General features: G+C 68.5%; 17 protein-coding genes and 1 pseudogene. 8 read left to right on the top strand and 10 right to left on the bottom strand.

Features of this window, described 5'->3' with window-relative positions; translation table 11 throughout:
• Nucleotide 1: 1 nt before the first annotated feature.
• On the bottom strand, nucleotides 2–724 hold the full coding sequence (locus tag G6048_RS14175; protein WP_165339866.1) for a class I SAM-dependent methyltransferase: 723 nt from the start codon (nucleotides 722–724) through the stop codon (nucleotides 2–4).
• A gap of 423 nt (nucleotides 725–1,147) precedes the next feature.
• Here G6048_RS14175 and G6048_RS14170 point away from each other — a divergent pair, with 423 nt between their 5' ends.
• From G6048_RS14170 to G6048_RS14155, 4 genes are all read left to right on the top strand, one after another.
• The gene (locus G6048_RS14170) at nucleotides 1,148–1,825 is read left to right on the top strand and encodes a DUF3159 domain-containing protein (protein ID WP_165339865.1); all 678 of its coding nucleotides are present in this window, start codon (nucleotides 1,148–1,150) and stop codon (nucleotides 1,823–1,825) included.
• A 173-nt stretch (nucleotides 1,826–1,998) separates the two neighbouring features.
• On the top strand, nucleotides 1,999–3,681 hold the full coding sequence (locus tag G6048_RS14165; RefSeq protein ID WP_165339878.1) for an MDR family MFS transporter: 1,683 nt from the start codon (nucleotides 1,999–2,001) through the stop codon (nucleotides 3,679–3,681).
• Nucleotides 3,682–3,721: 40 nt separating this feature from the next.
• Nucleotides 3,722–3,910, top strand: a complete 189-nt coding sequence (locus tag G6048_RS14160; protein ID WP_235989777.1) for a hypothetical protein — start codon at nucleotides 3,722–3,724, stop codon at nucleotides 3,908–3,910.
• Between the two features lie 83 nt (nucleotides 3,911–3,993).
• Entirely contained in the window at nucleotides 3,994–5,886 is a 1,893-nt protein-coding gene (locus G6048_RS14155) for a S9 family peptidase (protein WP_165339864.1), read from the top strand.
• 105 nt (nucleotides 5,887–5,991) lie between these two features.
• Here the strand turns inward: G6048_RS14155 and G6048_RS14150 are convergent, their stop codons facing one another.
• Nucleotides 5,992–8,529, bottom strand: coding sequence for an ATP-binding SpoIIE family protein phosphatase (locus G6048_RS14150; RefSeq protein WP_165339863.1), 2,538 nt, complete (start codon nucleotides 8,527–8,529; stop codon nucleotides 5,992–5,994).
• 185 nt (nucleotides 8,530–8,714) lie between these two features.
• Complete coding sequence (locus G6048_RS14145; protein ID WP_165339862.1) at nucleotides 8,715–9,158, bottom strand: SRPBCC family protein; 444 nt, start codon at nucleotides 9,156–9,158, stop codon at nucleotides 8,715–8,717.
• Nucleotides 9,159–9,342: 184 nt separating this feature from the next.
• Here G6048_RS14145 and G6048_RS14140 point away from each other — a divergent pair.
• Nucleotides 9,343–9,582: pseudogene (locus G6048_RS14140) on the top strand (Rv2578c family radical SAM protein); the annotation flags it as partial.
• A 26-nt stretch (nucleotides 9,583–9,608) separates the two neighbouring features.
• Complete coding sequence (locus G6048_RS14135; RefSeq protein WP_165339861.1) at nucleotides 9,609–9,815, top strand: hypothetical protein; 207 nt, start codon at nucleotides 9,609–9,611, stop codon at nucleotides 9,813–9,815.
• 47 nt (nucleotides 9,816–9,862) lie between these two features.
• Here G6048_RS14135 and G6048_RS14130 read toward each other — a convergent pair whose 3' ends face one another.
• The 6 genes from G6048_RS14130 to G6048_RS14105 form a co-directional block, all read right to left on the bottom strand.
• Nucleotides 9,863–10,327 carry a GMC oxidoreductase gene (locus G6048_RS14130; protein ID WP_206341579.1) on the bottom strand — a complete coding sequence of 155 codons (465 nt, stop codon included), beginning with the start codon at nucleotides 10,325–10,327 and terminating at the stop codon, nucleotides 9,863–9,865.
• Between the two features lie 379 nt (nucleotides 10,328–10,706).
• Nucleotides 10,707–11,408 carry a PAS domain-containing protein gene (locus G6048_RS14125; RefSeq protein WP_206341578.1) on the bottom strand — a complete coding sequence of 234 codons (702 nt, stop codon included), beginning with the start codon at nucleotides 11,406–11,408 and terminating at the stop codon, nucleotides 10,707–10,709.
• 215 nt (nucleotides 11,409–11,623) lie between these two features.
• Nucleotides 11,624–12,097: a hypothetical protein gene (locus G6048_RS14120; RefSeq protein ID WP_328825916.1), complete on the bottom strand. Its 474-nt coding sequence runs from the start codon at nucleotides 12,095–12,097 to the stop codon at nucleotides 11,624–11,626.
• Nucleotides 12,094–13,374 carry a molybdopterin-dependent oxidoreductase gene (locus tag G6048_RS14115; RefSeq protein ID WP_165339859.1) on the bottom strand — a complete coding sequence of 427 codons (1,281 nt, stop codon included), beginning with the start codon at nucleotides 13,372–13,374 and terminating at the stop codon, nucleotides 12,094–12,096. The genes G6048_RS14120 and G6048_RS14115 overlap by 4 nt, the downstream gene beginning before the upstream one ends.
• Before the next feature lie 24 nt (nucleotides 13,375–13,398).
• Nucleotides 13,399–14,100, bottom strand: coding sequence for a flavodoxin family protein (locus tag G6048_RS14110; protein ID WP_165339833.1), 702 nt, complete (start codon nucleotides 14,098–14,100; stop codon nucleotides 13,399–13,401).
• Between the two features lie 30 nt (nucleotides 14,101–14,130).
• Complete coding sequence (locus G6048_RS14105; protein ID WP_328825914.1) at nucleotides 14,131–14,820, bottom strand: response regulator transcription factor; 690 nt, start codon at nucleotides 14,818–14,820, stop codon at nucleotides 14,131–14,133.
• Between the two features lie 681 nt (nucleotides 14,821–15,501).
• On the opposite strand from G6048_RS14105, the gene G6048_RS49495 reads away from it, so the two are divergent.
• Nucleotides 15,502–15,792, top strand: coding sequence for a hypothetical protein (locus G6048_RS49495; RefSeq protein WP_235989769.1), 291 nt, complete (start codon nucleotides 15,502–15,504; stop codon nucleotides 15,790–15,792).
• Nucleotides 15,793–15,796: 4 nt separating this feature from the next.
• The gene (locus G6048_RS49490) at nucleotides 15,797–15,967 is read left to right on the top strand and encodes a helix-turn-helix domain-containing protein (RefSeq protein WP_328825912.1); all 171 of its coding nucleotides are present in this window, start codon (nucleotides 15,797–15,799) and stop codon (nucleotides 15,965–15,967) included.
• Nucleotides 15,968–16,039: 72 nt separating this feature from the next.
• Here the strand turns inward: G6048_RS49490 and G6048_RS14095 are convergent, their stop codons facing one another.
• The gene (locus G6048_RS14095; RefSeq protein ID WP_165339858.1) at nucleotides 16,040–16,324 is read right to left on the bottom strand and encodes a hypothetical protein; all 285 of its coding nucleotides are present in this window, start codon (nucleotides 16,322–16,324) and stop codon (nucleotides 16,040–16,042) included.
• Nucleotides 16,325–16,368 lie beyond the last annotated feature (44 nt).

Genomic DNA, 16,368 nt, shown 5'->3' with positions numbered 1-16,368 from the left:
CTCAAACCCGCCCCGTCACCACCCACCGAGACGGCAACTCAATCCGCGTACCGTCCCCCTGGTACTCCGTGGTGACGAGCGGCAGTTCACCACTCGCAAGGACGGTGAGACCCGCGGACCGCAGATACTCCGGCACCGCGCCATCGGCCACTTCGCCAGGCGCGATGCGATGCCGAAAAACAGGCGCAAGCTTGCCCGGCGGCCCCTCCGCCCGCTGAGCGAGACCCCGCAGCAGGGGCCCGGCAGCCTCGGCAAGCTCGACAAGGAAGGCCCGCCCCCGCTCCCCCACCAACGCGGCAACCCCATCAACAACCGGCTGCCGATCACCGATCTCACACTGATGAAGCACACCCCGCATATAGACGTTGGCATCGCCGAGCTCGGCGTGCAGCGTCTCCGCCTCACGCTTCTCGGCGGCGTCTATAAGCCGATACGAGGCCTGCCCCGCCCGATCCGCCCGCCGAGCGTGATCGAGGGCGGCGCCGGACAAATCCGCCCCGACAACGTGCGGGTACCGATCAGCAAGAAACCGCGTCTGAGTCCCGTTACCGCACCCAAGGTCCACAATCGGCAACCCCGGCGCGACCAAGTGCGGTTCGAACAGCGGAAGATGAACGCCAGCGGTGAGCCCAGGCTCCGCATCCCACAGAACGGCCCCCGGTTCACCGGAAGCCTCCCGCCAGAACCCCTCCCACGCGTCCCTGTACCGAGTAGTCACACTCATGCCCGCTCCCCAGGATGCGACAGCGCCCACCAAAACGGGCGGGCCTGATCGGTCTACCGCGCCCGGAGTGCGCCGACAAGCACACGGCGCACACCTTTCAGACCTTTCACGACTCATTCGACCCGCGTGCGCCGCCGCGCACGCCTTCGAAGAGGCGTGCCGCCGGGCTCTTGACCCTCACCGTCGTCCGCGACGTACTCGCGCGGGTCGTCGGACAAATCGGGCGTCTGACGATGACGATCTCCGAACCACCGTAGAGGCCGCGCCGCCGCATTCGATGACAGGCAACTCGCCGAACAGGAACCTCGCCGAGGTGTGACTGAGGTCACGGCACGCGGGCTGGCTTCCTGCGTCACTTACAGCCAGGATGACATTTAGTGACACTGATTCGGCCTCAAGACGAACCCGGAAGAGCTGATCCCCATGCAGACCACCAGTCCCCAGGAGGCGGCGACCGACATGCAGACGGCAGACCAACGGAAGAAGAAGTCGGCGCTCGAACAGGCGGGCGGCGCTAAGGGCGTCGTCTTCTCGGCGCTGCCCGCCTTGGTGTTCGTCGTCGCCAACAACGCCCGTGGACTCAAGATGGGCATCATCGCCGCCCTGCTCGTCGCCTTGGGCATCGCGGTAGAGCGGCTGACACGCAAGGAGTCGATCCAGCCCGCGCTCGGCGGTGTGTTCGGCGTGGCGATCGCCGCCGGCGTCTCCTGGTACACGGGATCCGCCAAGGACTTCTTCCTCATCGGCATCTGGGCGAGCCTGGTCGGCGCCGTCGCCTTCGTCCTCTCCGTGGTGCTGCGCTGGCCGCTGGCCGGCCTGATCTGGAACTCGGCGACCGGCAAGGGCACCGTCTGGCGGGCGGACAAGCGCTCGCGGATCTACTACGACATCGCCACCCTGGTGCTGGCCGCCATCTTCGGCGCCCGGTTCGCCGTCCAGCAGTACCTCTACCAAGCCGACGAGGTCGGTTCGCTTGGCTTCGCCAAGATCGCCATGGGCTACCCGCTCCTCGCCGTCGGCCTCCTGGCCGTCGCCTGGGCCGCCCGGGCTTCCGACAAGCGACTGAAGGCCGTAGGGCTGCTGCCCGCTCGGCGCCCCTGACCGACACCCTCGCCGCTCCCCGTCCGTGCCGGACGGGCCCCCACGGCCCGTCCTCCGGCACACGCGTCGGCACCGCGGAGCGCCCCCGGCCGATTCAGCGGCGTTTGTTCCCACGGATGGAAGACTCAGTGACTACCGACAGTTCCCCTGTGACGAAGCCGGAACCGACGACGATGCCGCCGCGGCAGGTACTTCAGGCGGTTTCCGGGCTGGTGGCCGGCTTGTTCGTCGCCATCCTCGCCGGAACCGTGGTGGCCAACGCGCTGCCCCGGATCACCGCCGAGCTGGGGGCGAGCCAATCCTCGTACACCTGGGTGATCATCGCGGAGCTGCTGGCCATGACGGCCACCGTTCCGTTGTGGGGCAAGCTGTCCGACCTCTACAGCAAGAAGCTGCTCCTCCAGACCTCGCTGGGCCTGTTCGTGGTCGGCTCACTCGTGGCCGGATTCTCCCAGGGTGTCGGCACGTTGATCTTCAGCCGGGTGGTGCAGGGCCTGGGGGCAGGCGGACTCACGGCACTGACGCAGGTCGTGATGGCGGCCGTCATCCCCCCGCGGAAGCTGGGCAGGTACTCCGGCGTCTTCGGTGCCGTCTTCTCCGGCGCCACTGTGGCCGGCCCGCTGATCGGCGGCCTGCTGGTGGACACCTCCTGGCTCGGCTGGCGGTGGTGCTTCTTCATCGGTGTGCCCTTCGCGCTTCTTGCCATCGCACTGCTGCAGCGCACACTGCACCTTCCGCACATCCGCCGCGATGTGAAGATCGACTGGCTCGGTGCCTTCCTGATCGTCGCCGGTGTCAGCTCGCTGCTCATCTGGGTCTCGATGGCGGGCAGCGCGTTCGACTGGTTCTCCTGGCAGACGGCCGTCCTGGTCGGTGACGGAACGCTGCTGCTGGCGGCGGCCGTCCGGGTCGAGTCCCGGGCCGCCGAGCCGATCATCCCGCTGAGCATCTTCCGCAACCGCACCGTGGCGCTGACCAGCCTGGCCTCGCTGCTGGTCGGCGTCGGTCTCTTCGGCGGCACCGTCTTCCTCTCGCAGTTCTTCCAGGTGGCCATGGGCAAGTCCCCCACGACCGCCGGTCTGATGAGCCTGCCGCTGATCCTGGGATCGCTCGCCGCCTCCACGTTCGCCGGACACCGGATCAGCGCGACCGGCAGGTGGAAGCGGTACCTCGTGGCAGGCACCGTCCTGATGACCGCCGGCCTCGCCCTGCTGTCCACCATCGGATCCCACACGCCCTTCGTTCTGCTGAGCGTCCACATGGCCGTCCTGGGGACGGGCGTCGGCATGCTGACGCAGAACCTGGTCCTCGCTGCGCAGAACGACGTGCCCGCCGACGCTCTGGGCAGCGCGACCTCCGTCCTGTCCTTCTCGCGCAGCATGGGCGGGACCGTGGGCACCACGGTCCTCGGGGCGGTCCTCGCCCACCGCGTCGCCACCGAACTGGCCGACGGCCGCGCGGCAGGAGGTGACGCGCCGGGAGGCGGAGCCGGGCACGGTGTCCCCGACGCGACGACCCTGCCCGCCTCCTTGCGTGCGCTCGTGGAGAACGCCTACGGCATCGCCACCGCCGAACTCTTCCTCTGGGCCACCCCGTTCGCCCTGCTGGCGCTGATCGCCGTCCTGTTCATCGAGGAGAAGCCGCTCAAGACGACCACCAGCACGGAGCGACTCGCCGAGGAGAGCGCCATCGCCGCCGGCGGCCGTGCCCTGCCCACCTCCGCCGACACACCCCCTGCCATGGCCACGGGAGCCGTCGAGTACGACCCGTCAAGGGGGCCGGCTACGTCGGATTCACGGGCTGGTCAGGCATCACTAAATGTCATTCCGGCGCCTGCAGTCGGGAGCAAGGAGTAATGGGACGGCCGGTACGGCATCGACCAAGGGACGGGGCGGCATGAGCGACGAGGACCTCGACGTGCGCCTGCACGCCGCCGCGGCCTCAGCCGCCCTACGGGTCCTCAACGAGGACATCGGCGTCCTGGAGGGCGCCGACCCCCGGGACCACGCCGACGCGCCTGCCCGGATCGCACGAGCGGTACGCAGGACCACCGGCGGAGCTGTGGGGGACCCCGTCACCACTTGAGCGACCGGATCCACCTATGCCCCTGCCATTCAGCCGCGGGGCGTCACCACTCGCTGTCGGAGACAGCCACAGGAAGGACCGACATGGCATTGCCGAAGACCATCAGCGTCGAGGAGCTCTTCGCCCCTCCCGTCCGTTCGAGAGCGTCCCTCTCGCCGGACGGCACCAAGATCGCGTACCTGGCTCCTTGGGAGAACCACCTGAACCTGTGGATCGAGAGTGTCGACGCGCCCGAGGATGCGCGGCGGGTCACCTCCGAGGACCGCAACCTGCTGAGCTACCACTGGACCGACGATCCGAGGTGGCTGCTCTATACCCGGGACCAGGGGGGTGACGAGAACCGGCACCTGTACCGCGTCGATCTCGAAGACCCGGACGCGGCGGCTACCGACCTGACTCCCTTCCCCGGCGCACGCATCGCGGATCTGAAGCTGCCCGCCGAGCGGCCGGGTAAGGCGGTGTTCTCCTCGAACAGCCGCAATCCCGCCGCGTTCGACCTCTTCGAGCTGGACATCGCCACCGGTGACCTGCGGACCCTCGCGGAGAACACCGCAGGCGCTCCTACCACCTTTCTCTATGGCGGCAGCGGAGACCCTTTCACCATCGACGTCACCGAACAGGGCGACCTCCGGCTCTCGCGCTGGAACGAGGCCTCGCAGACGTCGCGCCACATCGCGCAGTTCGAGGGTACGGACTATCCGCTGGGCGTCTATCCACTGGAGGTCACCGCCGACGCCGGCGGCGTGCTCTTCGGTTCGTACCGGGGCTCGGACAGACTCCGCCTGGCCAGGCTGGATACAGCGACCGGCGAGGAAACGGAGGTCGACTCCCACCCGCATTACGACCTGGACACACGAGCCCATGTCTTTCCCGCACTGCCCTCGCCTCTCATCTTCAGCCGGCGTACCGGCGAGCTCATCGGAGTTCGCTACCTCGGGGATCGACTGGTGATCAACGCACTGGACCCGCACTTCGCCGAGGTCTTGGAGAACCTGAGGAACCTGTCCGATGGCGACCTGGCCCACATCTCGTCCGACGAGAGCGAGCAGCGGTGGGTCGTCAGCTTCACCCACGACCGCGATCCCGGGGCCACATACTTCTACGACCACTCCTCGGGCGAGAGTCGCCTGCTGTTCCGCCCCCGTGGTCACCTGGATCCCGAGCAGCTGGCGCCGATGACACCGGTGACGATCACCGCTCGGGACGGTCTCGCGCTCCCCTCCCACCTGACACTGCCGGTCGGGACAGAGCCGCACCGACTGCCGCTGGTCCTGCTTGTGCACGGCGGTCCCTGGGACCGGGACAGCTGGGGATTCAACCCTGTCGCCCAGCTGCTGGCCAACCGGGGCTACGCGGTGCTTCAGGTGAACTTCCGCAGCTCCACGGGGTACGGCAAGTCGTTCATGAAGGCCGGCATCGGGGAGCTGGCCGGCACAATGCACGACGACCTGATCGACGGTGTGAAGTGGGCCATCGATCAGGGATACGCGGACCCGGACCGGGTGGCGATCCTGGGCGGCTCCTACGGTGGCTATGCGGCACTGGTCGGAGTCACCTTCACACCCGATGTCTTCGCCGCTGCGGTGGACATCTTCGGGATCTCCGACCTCGCCAACTTCATGCGCAACCAGCCGGAATTCGTCCGGCCGGCCCTTGCCTCCAACTGGTTCCGCTGGGTCGGCGACCCCGCGGATCCGCAGCAGGAGGCCGACATGCTGGCCCGCTCACCGATCAGCCGGGTGGACCAGGTCCGTACACCGCTGCTCATCGCCCAGGGCGCCAACGACGCCCGGGTAGTGCAGGCAGAATCCGACAACATGGTCCAGGCCCTCCGGGCACGTGGGGTCCCCGTCGAGTACATACTCATGGCGGACGAAGGTCACTCCGTCGAGAACCCGGAGAACTTGATCGCGTTGTACCGCACCGTGGAGCGCTTCTTGGACGAGCACCTAGGCCACGGCCGGGACGAGACATAGCCGCCGTCCGGGCCGTGACGGTCGGCGGTCGGCGGTCGGCGGTCGGCGGTCGGCGGTCGGCGGTCGGCGGTCGGCGCAAAAAACATGCTGAACTTGGCGCGGAACTCAACGGCGAGGCAGTGTCATCTCACACCACACAGTCTTCCCGGCAGCCGTACGACTACTGCCCCACTCGCGAGCCAGCCGGCTCACCACCCGCAAGCCACGCCCGAACTCATCGGTCGCCCCCGTACTGAGGAGCGTCGGCAGCGTGGCATCCTCGTCGTCCACCTCGCACAGCAACGCGTCCCCGCGCACCAGCCGCAACTCGATCCGCCGACTCCGGGCATGCCGCACGGCATTGGTGACCAGCTCGCCCACCATCAACTCGGCTTGATCACAAAGCGAGTTGAGCCCCCACGCATGGAGCTGTTCACGAACCACAGCACGAGCACGGCTCACCTCGATCGGCTCGGACGCAAGCCGCCACGTAGCGACGTCCTCGGCATCGATGCCACCGAGCCGCGCCATCAGCAACGCCACGTCGTCCTTACGCCCGCCACGCCCCGCTTTCGAAAACGTCTCGGCCAGGGCCCGGATGATGGTGTCGCAGGCGTCATCCATCGACGCCGCCGGATGCGCGGCGGACTCGCACAGCGTGGCGAGCCCGACGCCGATGTCCTCGCCGCGCACCTCCACCAGCCCATCCGTGCACATCACCAGCCGGTCGCCGGGCGACACCCGTACCCGTACGGTCTCGAAGGGCACCCCGCCGACCCCGATGGGCGCCCCCGTCGGCAGGTCGAGGAGATCGCTGCGGCCGTCCTCGGCGCGGACCAACACCGGTGGAATGTGGCCCGCGTTGGCGATCTGGAGTTCGCTCGCGATGGGGTCGTACACCGCGTACAGGCAGGTCGCGAGGTAGTGCTCACCGAGCCGCTGCGCCAAGTCGTCGAGGTTCCGCAGGAGTTGGGCGGGCGGCAGGTCGAGGCCCGCCATGGTCTGGACGGCGGTGCGCAACTGGCCCATCATCGCGGCCGAGTTGAGCCCGTGCCCCATCACATCGCCGACGACGAACGCGGTCCGTGAGCCGGGCAGCTTCACCGAGTCGAACCAGTCGCCGCCGACCCGCCCCAGCAACGTACCCGGCAGATAGCGGGTGGCGATGTCGCAGCCGGCCATACGGGGCGCGATGTGCGGCAGCATGCTGTCCTGGAGGGTCTCGGCGACGCTCTCCTGGTACGTGTACATGCGGGCGTTGTCGAGCACGAGCCCGGCGCGGGCGGCGAGTTCGGCACCCGTCACCCGGTCCATGTCGTTGAACTCGACGCGCTCCGGGTGGCGCAGCAGGATCATGAACCCGAGGACCACATGGCGGGCCTTGAGCGGTACGACCAGCATGGAGCGGCCGGTGATGAGGGGCCGGATGTCGCGCTTCTCGAACTGCGCGGCGATCATGTGGCCCATCTGCTCGCTGATGCGCGGCACGAGGACGGGTTCGCCGGTGGTCATGCACTGGAAGAACGGCGTGTGCGCCGGGAACGGCATGGCTTCGCCGACCGGTACGACATCGTCCCAGCGGCCCGGCTCGTCGGTGTGCTCCAGGGCGACGCGGTGCCACATGGTGGTCGTGTCGGGCACACCGTCGGGGAAGCCCTCACCGGCGACGACCTGTTCACGCAGGTACGTCCCGGCGACATCGGTGAAGCGCGGCACCACGGCCTTGCTGACCTCGACGATGGTGCGGGACAGGTCAAGCGAGCTGCCGATGCGCCCGCTGACCTCGTTCAGGAACTCCAGACGCTCGCGCACCGCGGCGTACTCGAGGTCCTCACCGTCGTCCTCGAAGTCCGGGTGCTCCGGAAGCGGGGACTGACCGGACGCCGCCGCCCGGGCCGCACGCTCCCGGCGGGCCAACCGCTCGACGCGCCGTGGCACACCCCAGTCGGGCGTGACGGGCACCCGTTCGTTCTGGCTGAACTCCAGGATGGGATAGCCCAGTTCGAGTACCTGCCCGACGATGCGGGCGCTCTCGCCGACGCTCATGCTGGGCAGGATCTCGGGCAGCCGGCGGGCGAGGTCCTCGGCGCCGGGGAAGTCGGTGTGCAGCGCGAAGCCGGGCGCGATGCGCTCGACGGCCTCGCTCGCCACCGTGCCATCGACAGCGTCGGCGTCATCGCGGCCCGTGCCGTCCGCGTCGACGTCGTCGCGGCGCGCCCCGTCCGCATCGGCGGCCAGCACAAGCAGCCGCTCCTGGCCGGGGCCCACCAAGGGATACGCCCACCACAGGACGTCGACCCGGTCGGAGCCCGGCACCGAGAGTCGCGCGCGGCCCGCCGCCGGGTAGGACAGCCGCCCGTCGAGGGACGATCCGAGGTCGGGGCCGAGTCCGTCGTACGCGGCATACGCGCCGTACGGCGTGATCTCGTCGTCCTCGGTCAGGGCGCCGGACACGGGGAGCAGATCGGCGGCGGGGCGGCCCACCGCCTCCTCCTTGGGGGTCCCGAACAACCGCCGGGCACCCCGGCTCCAGTGGGAGACCAGACCCTCGCGGTCGACGACGACCACGGCCAGCGGGATGCGGCCCGCCGCGGCGCTCTCCACCACGGCGCCGTTCCCGGCTCCGCCGCCTGAAGCCGCACCCCCATCGGTGCCACGGTCCATGGCCAGGCCCCTTCTCCCCACGGTCCCGCAAGATCTGTGCCGCACCCACCACGGTACGGGCGCGTACGGTTGCGATGTGTGGCAATCCGGGAATTGCTCCGGCGTACGCGACGGAGCGCGACCGGTGGAAACGCAGCGGTGCAGGGCGCGTTCAACGCGCCCTGCACCGCTGTTTGTTGCTCGGGTTACTTCTCGACCTCGGCGGCGAGCTTCGCGAGCACCGTGTCGTAGATCCGGGCGAGGCCCTTGGGGGCGAAGGTCTTCTCGAAGAAGCCGCCGATGCCGCCGGCGCCGTTCCAGACGGTGGTGACGACGACGCGGGCCGCGCCCTCGCCGGCCGGGGTGACCCGCCAGGTGGTGACCATGGAGGAATTGCGGTCCTTCTCGACGAGTTCGCCGTCGGTGGGCTCGCTCACCTCGAGCAGGCAGTCACGGATGCGCTTGCTGGTGGCCTGGAGTTTCCAGTGGACGAGGGTGCCTTCGCCGTCGCCGCCCTCGCGGACCTCGTACTCGCTGAAGTGCTCGGACAGGATCTTCCCGCGCGTGCCGCTGTAGTCGGCCAGGGCATCGAAAACGTCGTCCGGCTGAGCCGCTACAACTCGCTCCGTGGTGGCCTCGACCTGCGCCATTGCGTTCCTCCAGCACTTGGAAACTCGGGGGTTCGCGGTCAGCCAACCACCAGGCGGCCGAGTCGCCCAAATCGGGGTCCCCCAAGGAGTGCAGAAAGGGTGGCGGACACGCAGGTCGTGTTGAGGTCGCACGATCAAGGGAACAAGTGTTCTATTCTCTGCTCAGTGCTACCGAGGAGGCCTCATGCGCTGGGAAAACCTCACAGTGGAGTCCGGCGGCAATCCGCCGGAGAACCCCGCGCTGTTCGGCGCGGACGCGGTGACCACCCGTACCTTCGACACGCCGGAGTTCCGCGGGATCACCTTCCACGAGATCCGGGCCCGGTCGATCGTGAACCGGGTGCCGGGCGCCTCACGCATGCCCTTCGAGTGGACGGTCAACCCGTACCGAGGCTGCACGCACGCGTGTGTGTACTGCACTGCATGACCCTATTGAGCCCGGGAGGGCCGATGCTCAGCACTCCAAACGCGGACAAGGCCTGGAAAGGCATGACGAAGTCATTCCCGACCCCGGAGGCGCCAGACCAGTATGCCGCCCCGAGCAAGGCGGAGAGGACGGCTTACGCCGTGCTGCTGCATGGACCGGCTGCGCGCTCAGGCGACGCCGACGCGAGTCAGTGGCTGCTGCTGCGCGACCACACAGCGAAGCGCCTGTAAAGGCGTGTCCGACGAGGGCCACGCTCAGGGTGTCGCCGGGCAAGGTGTCACCGTCCTTGAAGAGGCAGGGTGCGGGCGATGTGGCGGGCACCGGCGACGGCCAAGGCGACCGAGGTCAGCGTCGGGTTGCAGGCGGTCGCCGTGGGGATGACGCCGTCGCCTGCGACATGCAGGCCAGGTACGTCCCAAAGCTGGCCGACGGGGTCACACACGGTGGTGCCGTCTTCGGCGGGGCCGGTGCGGACGGTGCCCTGATAGTGCAGCGACGCGCCGAGGGCGAGGGTGCGGGGTGCGTCGTCGAGAGGGTCGCCGAGGGCCTCGGCGACGCGGCGAACGGCCGCCCGCGCCGCGTCGAGGGAGGCGTGGTCGCGTTCGGTGAGCTTGTAGTGGATGCGCATCGCGGGCATGCCGTAGGCGTCATGCAGGGTGTCGTCGAACGTCACGCGGTCCTCGGCCCGTACGTCCTTCGCGCAGAACCAGCCCAGGCCGACGCCTCGAGGTGGCGCGGCCAACCGTGCACGAGGTCGTTAGAACGACACAACCCCAACTACGTCGGCGGCGACATCTTCGCCGGCGCGATGACCATGCGCCAAACCCTCCTCCGCCCAGCCCTCCGCTGGGACCCGTACGCCACTCCAACACCCGGCGTCTACCTGTGCTCCGCCTCCACCCCGCCCGACCCCAGCGTCCACGGTATGGCGGGAACTCAGGCCGCCCGCCGCGCACTTCGCCAACGCTTCGGCATTCGCACCCCCCACCAACGTCCGGGGTTCGGTAGGAACTTCGGGTCGGGTCCAGCCGTCGCGCAGGACAGGCGTGGGGCGCATGGCAGCCGACCCTGCCCCGGCGTGCTCCGTGGGAGTGACGTGCCGGCAAGGTGGTCCTGGTCGATCACTCGGAGAAGTCCGAGTTGACCCTTGGGGGCCAGGCATCCGTGAGGAGTATTCCCCTGGTATAGGCACTGGATACCAGCGCAGTCCGATTGGGCACCGCAAACCTGCGCAGTAGACCGGTCACGCGGTACTCGACACCTTGCCGGCTTAAATGGACGCGTTCCGCCAGCGCAGCGGTCGACATGCCCTCCGCCATTCCTTCGATGATCTGAGCGTCGACTTTCATCAGAATCTCCTTCTCCAGAATCTCCTGATCAGTGACGACCTCGGCCTCCCCTTCATCCCCCTCTTTCTTCTCCTCGGCCTCTTCCTTGACCTCCTCTTCTGTCTCGACCTCTGCCTCCCTCTCCTCCCCTTCGTTCCTCGCACGTATCACCACCAAGACGGCGGCGACTCTGTGCGAATCGCCGTGCACCGCCACGGCGGTGAGCACACCGGTGAACGTCCTGCCTTCCGGCAGCATGATCACCGCCTGAATGGAGAACTGGGGTCGCCTTCCCGCCAGCAGACGGGCGACCCGGTCACCCAGCGGGCGCCTAACGTTGGGGTGCACCAGATGACAGAAGCTGCGGCCGAGCACCTTCGTCGAAGAGCCGCCGAACTTCCCGAAGAAATCCCTGTTCGCCTGTCGTATGGTCAGCGTGGTATCCAGATACGCCAGGTAGAGCCCTGACTGGTCGGTGGATGGAGAAATGATCAAGGGAACGCCATCCTTTAATTCTCAGGTGTTCGGAGCTATTCGCGAATGGTTGAATGCCTTCACCAGGATTCCGCCAGAGGCCCAAGCACAACCAAACAACGCCCCCGATTCATGCTCGCCTCACTTCCGGAGGAAAATGCCCTCGCCACGCCCCGCCGGGTCCGGACGGGCGGCGTGGCGGGCGGGCGCAGCCCGCTGGACTTCGCTGCCCGGAGTTACTCGCGTGGGGTGCCACGAGGGCGGCGTGCCAGGCCCCATAGGCGGCGGACCGGTAGCAGCGCGAGGGTGACCGCGAAGGTCACGGCCAGTAGGAGCTGCCAGTTCGTGGCGTAGTCGAGGGGTAGTGCAGTGGGGTTGCGGCCCTGGCCTTGGCGTAGTAGCAGGGGTAGTGCGATCAGTGTGAGACAGCCGCCCACGATCAGGCCGCCGCGCAGCACGCCGTACCCGGAACTCGCACCGGCACCGGCGGCGTCCCCCTTTCCGTACGCGTTGTGGTACGGCCGTCGCAGTGCGAGCCCTGCCAGCAGCACCAGCGGTACCAGGAGCCCGTCGTGTACCGCTACCGCGCCGGCGAGCCACAGCAGCACCTGCGGCACCGTGTCCTCGCGGGTCTCGGTGACGAGGAGCCAGCCGCCGATTCCCAGCAGCACCGCTCCCGCGGTTCCCAGTGTCCATCGCAGCGCGGTCACGTCAGTACCTCGATCCGTGAGACCCATTTCGTTTGCAGTACTCCGGGCCGGTTCGGCGCGATGATCCGCGCCGGGTAGCCGTGATCGGCGCTCAGTACGCGGCCGTTCACCCGCAGCGCCAGCAGCGTCAGCGGGTCGCGGGCGTAGGAGGCGCCCATCTCCGTCACGCCGTAGGCGCCCGCCCGCTGTAGCGAGACGATGCGCAGCCGCGCGTCGTGGGGCGCGCCCGCGCGGTCGAGGAGGTCCCGTACGCGAACGCCCTCCCAGTGTGCTGACGCGCTCCAGCCCTCGACGCAGGCGATCGGGAGTTCTTCGGTGTGCTGCGGCAGTCGGGCGAGTTCGGAGAGTGTGAGGGTGTAGGGGCGAGGTCCGGCGACCCGAAGCTGCCAGTCGCGTACGGCGGTGGCGGAGACGCGGGCCTGGGCAGCGGTGCGGTTGATCGGCAGGCCCTGTGAGCCGTGGTCCGGTTGGCGGGGTGCGAGAAGGTTCAGCGGCCGCAGCGGGGTGAAGGCCTGCCCGGCGGTGACCACCGTCACCGCGCCGACGGCCGCGCCCACCCCGAGCAGCAGCGACCGCCGGTCGGGCGCGTCCCCGGCGGGCAACTGCCGCGTGCCCGGCGACCGGTGCCGCCAGTGCGCGGCGATCAGCGGTGCCTTGACGGCCAGATGCAGCAGCAGCGCGCCGACCATCACCCAGGCCAGCGCCCAGTGAACCTGCCGGAAGGAGAACGGCCACGGGTACCACTGCACGATGTTGAGCAGCCCCAGGAACAGCTCCAGCAAGACGGAGGAGACGAGCACCGCCACTGAAAACCGTTCCAGCGCGTGCCTCACCCCCTGCACCGGCGGGAAGACGAACAACCGCGGATACACCGCCCAGAGCTTGGCCAGCAGCAGCGGCACCGCCGCGATACCGCTGGCCACGTGCAGGCCCTGACTGAATCGGTAGCCCCACACCGGCCGCGTCGGCAACCGGTCCGCGACCGCACCTGGCGGCTCCTGCAGGACATGGCTGACCACACCGGTGACGAAGCACACCAGCACAGCCGCGCCCAACCAGCGGCCGATCACGGTCGCGGTACGTGGATCATGCAACTGCCCGCGGAACCGGGGCTTGCGCTGCTGTCGTTTGGCGCGGGAGATCCTGATCGCGCCGAGCGCGTTGTGCTCGGGGTGCCGGCAATAGCGGGGCGCCGGACCCTGCGCACCGGGTGCGGGTGGCTCGGGCGCATTGGTGCAGCCGGGATAGGCACAGGTCGGGACGGTCTCGACGGTCATTGTTTCCAGCCTTTCGCTGCTGGTTTAGCGGTATTCGGGGTTCTCGAAGTCGAACCGGCACCCGGCGTCCCACTGCGACCGCTGGTTCCCGTGCGCCGGAACGCCACCGGCGTCCTTGAGCAGCCGGGCCAGATGCAGCAGGTTCCACGTCATGAACGTGGTGTTCCTGTTGGTGAAGTCGTTGCCGGGACCGCCGGAGCCCGGATCGAGATAGGAAGGGCCGGGCCCGGCCTCCCCGATCCAGCCCGCGTCCGCCTGCGGCGGGATCGTGTATCCCAGGTGCTGCAGGCTGTAGAGGACGTTCATGGCGCAGTGCTTGGCGCCGTCCTCGTTGCCGGTGATCAGGCAGCCGCCCACCCGCCCGTAGTAGGCGTACTGACCGGCGTCGTTGAGCAGACCGGAGCAGGCGTAGAGCCGCTCGATGACCTGCTTGGCGACCGAGCTGTTGTCACCCAGCCAGATCGGCCCGGCGATGACGAGAATGTCCGCGGCCATCACCTGCTGGTAGACCGACGGCCACGCGTCGCGTTCCCAGCCGTGCTCGGTCATGTCCGGCCACACACCGGTGGCGATCTCATGGTCGATCGGCCGCAAGTGCTCGACCTGCACGCCCTGCTTCTCCATGATCCGCGAGCTGAGGTCGATCAGGCCCTGCGTGTGGCTGCGTTCCGGGCTCTTCTTCAGCGTGCAGTTGAGAAACAGTGCACGCAGGTCGTCATGGCTCATACCCCCTCAGTGCGGCCAGCCCGCCGAACGTTACAAGTAGGCCCGGCAGTCGGCCGCGTCCTGCTTCTCCCGAGTGATCGATCGCACGGGATGGGCTCCGGGGCTGGGCGTGCGGCTGCGCTCCATGTAGCGGTGGAGTACGGCGAGCAGATCGTCGTGCAGCTCGCGCAACTCGGCGCCCGCTCCAGCAGCCGGCCGCGACTGAACACCTGCCCCGGGCTGCCCAGCAGCCGCCTCCAGGATCCGGAACTCGGCCGACGTGCACGCGATGCGCCGCCCCTCGGCCTTCACCTCGTGCCACACCCGGTCGAGTTCGAGCAGTCCGACCCGCAACGGCTCCGTCCGCGCACCGTCAGCCGTCCGCGAGCGGCGCAACAGCGACCGCACCCGGGCCATCAGCTCCCGTGGGTCGTAGGGCTTGGCGAGGGAGTCGTCGGCGCCGAGGTCGAACCCGATCAGCTTGTCCTCGGCGGTCGAGCGGGCCGTCACCATCAGCACCGGCACGTCGTAGTCGCGCCGCAGCGCCCGGACGACGTCCAGGCCGTCCATCGCCGGCATCACGTCGAGTATCAGCAGGTCCAGCCGCCGGGGGCGCACCTCGTCCCCCGCCGCCCTGCCGTCGGCGACGGTCAGCACGGTGTGCTCCTCGCGGACGAGATAACGCCGGATCAGCTCGGCCTGCCGGGCATCGTCCTCGGCGACGAGGATGAACGCAGACACGATGCTTCCTCCCACGCGACGACCATGACCGTTCGCTTCCCGGTCCTCGACCATAGCGGCCGCCGCCGGCTTGTCGTCCGGCCACCCGGGAGAATCCCCGGGTTTCACTGCCTTACGAAAGCCGAACGGCTGCAAAAGCCTCCTGGATGAATACGGGAAGGTGCAGGAATACTTCAAAGTCCGCGACAGCCTTTCAAGGATTGTGGAGTACTTTCATTGTGTGACGAATGGCTGACGAGGACCGCGCCGGAAGATGCGAGGACACCGGGTCAGTGGTCACGTGGCGCGTCGGGCCGGTGAGCGATGGTAATCAACATCGAACCAGGGGCCGCCGGACCGGGCAGAAGGATCGTCGTGGATCTCACGGCTCCCAGCGCTGCGGAGGACGGCGTCCCCTGCCTCCGGCACAGCTGGGAGACCCAGATCGGCGAAGTCCTCCCGGTGCCCTGTGAGCCGACGCCCCGTGGCTTCCGGGCCAGGATCACCAGCCAGGTGGAGGCAGCTCGTCGCGTGGCGCACCAGCCCGCCGTGGCAGGTCGGGGTGGGGGGCGCGGATGGAGGCGAAGCTGCTGTTCCTGCCCGCAGCGGACATCGGAGCCCTGATCGGCGACCGTGTGACCGTCCGGTCTGCCGCATCGGCCGCGGCTGCTCATGGGCTACGCAGGCTTGATCGACGCCACCGTGACCGACCTGACGTCGGCTGGCGTGCAGGCCACCCGCGACTTCCTGATCGAGCTGGGCAAGGGCGTACTGGGAGAGGGGATCGACGACCAGGAACCCCTGCTGGCTCCCGCGTTGGCCCAGGCGGCGAAGAACCTCGTGGACGGCGCCTCGCCGACGCCGACATCTCCCCCGCGGCCCTGGCCCGCGAACTCAACGTCTCAGTACGGACGCTGCACCGGGCGTTCGCCGCGACCGAGGAGTCGGTCAGCGCGTACATCCGCCGCCGCGGCTGGAACGGGCCAGGCTTGAGCTGGTGGAAGGGACCGGGACGCGGAGCGTCTCGGAGCTCGCCGCCTGCTGGCATTTCGCGGACAACAGCCACTTCACCCGTTTCTTCAAGAAGCAATACGGTCAAACGCCTGCCGAGTACGCACGGTCGAGCGGCAATACGGCGCGTCGTACCGGGAGCACCGGAACACCGTAAACACCCGGGGGGGGGAGGACCAGGTGGGGTCACCGGACGACAGCTTCCGGTGACCCCACCCGGATTGAGGTGTCAGGCGTAGGTGGCCATCAGGGCGCTGAAGGAACTGCCCTGAGGGGCGACCCGCCCCGGAACGGTCGACGCCTCCGGCTGCACACCGCTGGTGGCGGTGATTGCGGCGAAGGCTTCGTCGATAATGGCTCTGTTGGTGGCTTCGAGGTCAATCACGTTGGGAGTAATCACGTTGGGAGTGCCCAGCACCGGGGCGGCCACCGCGCTGTGCCAGGTGGAGTGCTCTTCGCCCGTGGCGTTGTGGTTGGCCCACTCGGCAGCACGGGACGTGGTAATCATCGACATGACACCATTTCCTTCCGTCAAGGATGCTGTCCGGATTCCGGAAC

The organism is Streptomyces ureilyticus, from assembly GCF_011045025.1.
GTDB classification, from domain to species: Bacteria; Actinomycetota; Actinomycetes; order Streptomycetales; family Streptomycetaceae; genus Streptomyces; species Streptomyces ureilyticus.
Note: the sequence above shows the minus strand (reverse complement) of the source record. Positions and strands in the feature narration are given on the sequence as shown.